The 3841-nt window shown below is 67.0% G+C and carries 3 protein-coding genes and 1 pseudogene; all 4 read right to left on the bottom strand.

Annotation, left to right across the window (positions count from 1 at the left end; all coding sequences use genetic code 11):
- Positions 1-45 precede the first annotated feature (45 nt).
- A complete protein-coding gene (locus tag RTU05_RS17320) occupies positions 46-1005 on the bottom strand; it encodes an aldo/keto reductase (RefSeq protein ID WP_312599553.1) in 960 nt (319 codons plus the stop codon).
- A gap of 71 nt (positions 1006-1076) precedes the next feature.
- Positions 1077-1484 carry a response regulator gene (locus RTU05_RS17315; protein WP_312599552.1) on the bottom strand — a complete coding sequence of 136 codons (408 nt, stop codon included), beginning with the start codon at positions 1482-1484 and terminating at the stop codon, positions 1077-1079.
- Positions 1485-1548: 64 nt separating this feature from the next.
- The gene (locus tag RTU05_RS17310) at positions 1549-3486 is read right to left on the bottom strand and encodes a PAS domain-containing protein (RefSeq protein ID WP_312599551.1); all 1938 of its coding nucleotides are present in this window, start codon (positions 3484-3486) and stop codon (positions 1549-1551) included.
- Between the two features lie 94 nt (positions 3487-3580).
- Positions 3581-3841 (bottom strand): annotated as a pseudogene (locus RTU05_RS17305) (cell wall hydrolase); the annotation flags it as partial.

Below are 3841 nucleotides of genomic sequence, written 5' to 3'. Positions count from 1 at the left end.
ACCTCGCCGCAACCATCTTATGGATGCGATAAGTGTCCACAGAACCTAGGCGGCGCTCGCCTCCGTCAACTCCGACACATCTTCGTTCGACAGCGTCAGAGTCGCCGCCCTCAGCGTGTCGGACAGTTGCTCCAGCGTCGTGGCGCTGACGATCGGGGCGGTGACGCCGGGCTGCGCCAACAGCCAGGCCAGGGCGACCTGGGCGGAGGTAGCCTCGTTTTTTTGGGCGATGGCGTCGAGAACGGCCAGGATTCTCACGCCGCGCTCGTTGAACTTGTCTTTCAGAGCGCTCTCACGCTTGGTGCCGGCGATCTGGTCGATGGTCTTGTATTTGCCGGTCAGGAACCCGCTTTCCAGGCTGAAATAGGTGATGACGCCCAGTCCCTTCTGGACCGCCAGATCCTGCAAGCCCCCCTCGAAGGTGTCGCGGCTGTAGAGATTATAGTGCGGCTGGATCGAGGCGTAGGCGGCCAGCCCCTCACGTTCGGATATCGACAGCGCTTCGGCGACCTGTTCGGCCGTGTGATTGGACGTGCCGATGGCGCGAACCTTGCCCGCCTGCACCAGACGGTCGAGCGCGCGCAAGGTCTCTTCCTGCGGCGTGTCTGGGTCCGGCCAGTGGGTCTGATACAGGTCGATGTAGTCGGTCTGGAGCCGACGCAAACTGTCCTCGACCGCCTTTTCGATCCAGGCGGGCGACAGGTCCTTGCGGCCCTGGCCCATGTCGGAGCCGACCTTGGTGAAGATCTTCACGGCGTCGCGATGGCCGCGCGCCTTCAGCCATTCGCCGATGATGGTCTCGCTCTCGCCGCCCGCGTGACCCGGAACCCAGCGTGAATAGGCGTCGGCCGTGTCGATGGCGTCAAAGCCCGCGTCGAGGAATCCGTCCAGCAGGGCGAACGACGTGGCCTTGTCCGTCGTCCAGCCGAAGACATTGCCGCCGAACGCAAGCGGCGCGATCTCAAGGCCGCTTTGGCCCAAGGGACGTTTGACGAGATCGGTCATGGCGAAGGCTCCATTTCGGGGAGCCTTGGACATAGGCGGCGACGAAGCGTCCGCAACCGCTGCGGCGGCGATCAGCCGAACAGTTGCAGACCCGGGGGCGCGTAATCGGTCGGCTGCCCCTGACGACGGCGAAGGGCATAGTCCACGCCGGTCTGAACCGCCCGCTCATCGGTCGGTTTGGACAGGACGCCGATGGTCCCTGCGACGCCGTCGCGCACCATGCCAGGATTGGCCGTCATGAACAGGACGCTGACGCCCATGTCCTGCCCCAGCTCGCGGCCCAGATCGATGCCGGTCGCACCGTCTGAAAGATGGATGTCGACAAGGGCCAGATCGACGTCGTTCTCGCGCACGATGTCGCGCGCGGCCTTGGCGGTGGCGGCTACGCCGATGACGTCGTGCCCCAGGTCCTCCAGCACGAAGCGAAGTTCCATGGCCACGAGGGCTTCGTCTTCGATGATGAGAATGCGAGCGGTCATGGCGGCGAGGGTCTGATCGTTGGCGTACGTAACGCGGTTTAGACGGATCGGTTTCAACGAAAAGTTAGAGCCCGCCCGAGATCGCCGCGCGGCGGCGCGACAGGGCGGTGGCGGGCAGGTCCACGACGACCTTCAACCCCTCCGGGTTCCATTGGCGATCCAGCTTGCCGCCCAACTGGCCCTGCACCGACAGGGTGGCCAACGACGATCCGAAGCCCGAGCGTGTCGGCGGTCCCTCGACACGCGGACCATCGCGCTCGGTCCAGGTCAGGATGAAGCGATCCTCGTCCCTGGTCGTGTTCAGCAACACGGTTCCGGCCTTGTCGGACAGGGCGCCGTATTTTGCGGCGTTGGTGGCCAGTTCGTGGAACAGCAGGGCGACCGATGTCGCCGCCTGGTCGTCGAACACCGCATCGTCCCCGTCGATGATGACGCGCGGCAGGCCCACCTCGTCGGCATAGGCCTTGAACAGGTCCGCCAGGAAGGTGTGCAGGGTCGTGGCGCCGATCGTCGTCCTGGACGTTTCGGTGTGCGGGCGGACGAACTCGTGCGCGCGGGCCAGGGCGGCGATGCGCGTGCGCAGAGAGGCGGAAAAAGCCTTGGCCTCAGGATACTGGCGCGCGGACAGGGCGACCAGAGCCGCGACCACGGCGAAGATGTTCTTGATGCGGTGGCTCAGCTCCTGGCTGACCAGCTCGCGCCCCTGCTCCAGCCGTTTCAGCTCGTCGATGTCGGTGCAGGTGCCGAACCAGCGCGTGATCCGCCCCTGTTCGTCGTGGATGGCCACCGCGCGGCCCAGCGTCCAGCGATAGGCGCCGCTGTGGTGTTTCAGCCGGTATTCGATCTCATAGGGGTCGCCGGTCGCCAGGGAGTGGCGCCACACCGTCCAGGCCCGCTGCTGATCTTCGGGATGGAAGATGTCGTTCCAGCCCTCCCCGTCCGTCGAGCCGACAGGGACGCCGGTGAACTCGTACCAGCGGGCGTTGTAGTAGTCGTGGAAACCGTCCGGCAGGGTGGACCAGACCATCTGGGGCATGGCGTCGGCCAGGATGCGGAATCGGGTCTCGCTTTCGCTCAGCGCCCGCGTGGTCGCGGCCAGATCGGTCTCGATCTGCTTGCGCCTGGTGATGTCGACGGCGACGCCGGGCAGGCGCACCGCCGCGCCGGAGCGGTCGTATTCGACCTGGCCGCGCGCCAGCACCCAACGTTCCTGGCCATCCACGACCAGCCGGTATTCGCTGATGAAGACCCCTTCGTCGTCCAGGGCGCGCTGGATGTCCTGGCCCAGCCGGTCGGCGTCGTCGGGATGGACGCTCGCGCGAAACACCCCGATGGGCGCGCCGTCGCGGGCGGCGACGGGATCGACGCCGTACATGCGCGCGAACCGCTCGTCGGCGATCACCCGGTCCGAAGCGATGTCCCAGTCCCAGGCGCCGACATAGGCCGAGGCCTCGATGGCCAGTTGAGCCGTCTTCTCGCTGCGATCCCGATCCAACAGGGCGCGGCGCAACTCCAGCTGGGTCATGACCTGGGCCGCCAGGGTCTGCATGGCCGTGGCCTGAAGTTCGGTCAGACCCTCGGGGCGCGGCCGGTGATCAAGCACGCACAGCGCGCCCAGGGGCGCCCCCTCTGGCGACTTCAGCGGATAGCCGGCGTAGAAGCGGATGTGGGGCGCGCCCGTGACCAGAGGATTGTCGGCGAAGCGAGCGTCCTGTTCGGCGTCCGTCACGATCAGCGGCTGATCGCCCAGCATGGCGTGGGCGCAAAAGGAAACGGGACGCGGCGTCTGCGGCAGGCCCAGGCCGACTTCGGCCTTGAACCACTGGCGCTCGGCGTCCACCAGGCTGACGGCGGCCATGGGCGCACCGCACAGACGCGCCGCCAGATTGGCCAGATCGTCGAATGCGGCCTCAGGCGTGGTGTCCAGCACCCCGTATCTGTTCAGCACCGCCAGGCGATCCGCCTCGTCCCACCAGGAACGCTCGACTTCTGGGTGGTCCAACGCGGCGTCCTTTCAGGCCCGGCCTGAAGGGCCCGGTGCGTTTTTCGTAAGTGCCTCAATGCCTCGACCCGTCAAAGCGTTGCAAGTTGGCTTTTCAGTTCGTGGGCCGCCCGACTTCCTCCACATCCATGGTCGTGACGCCTGCGGGCGCAGGCGTCGCGGCCTTCGGGCGTTCCAAGGCGGTCAGGCGGGCATTGATGGCGGCGACCTCGTCCCGGGTCGGCAGGCGCCGGCCGCCCAGGCTGGCCACGCCGACCACCCGCTGCTGGCCGTCGATTTCCACTGTCCGCAACGGTGCGTCCTTCACCGTGGCCGCAGGCGCGTCGGGGTCGGGTCCGCCGGTCGCCGCCCCGGC

Origin of the sequence: Brevundimonas sp., assembly GCF_032017145.1 — a bacterium.
Taxonomy (GTDB): domain Bacteria; phylum Pseudomonadota; class Alphaproteobacteria; order Caulobacterales; family Caulobacteraceae; genus Brevundimonas.
The sequence above is the reverse complement of the archived record's forward strand: the minus strand, read 5'-3'. Positions and strand labels throughout refer to the sequence as shown.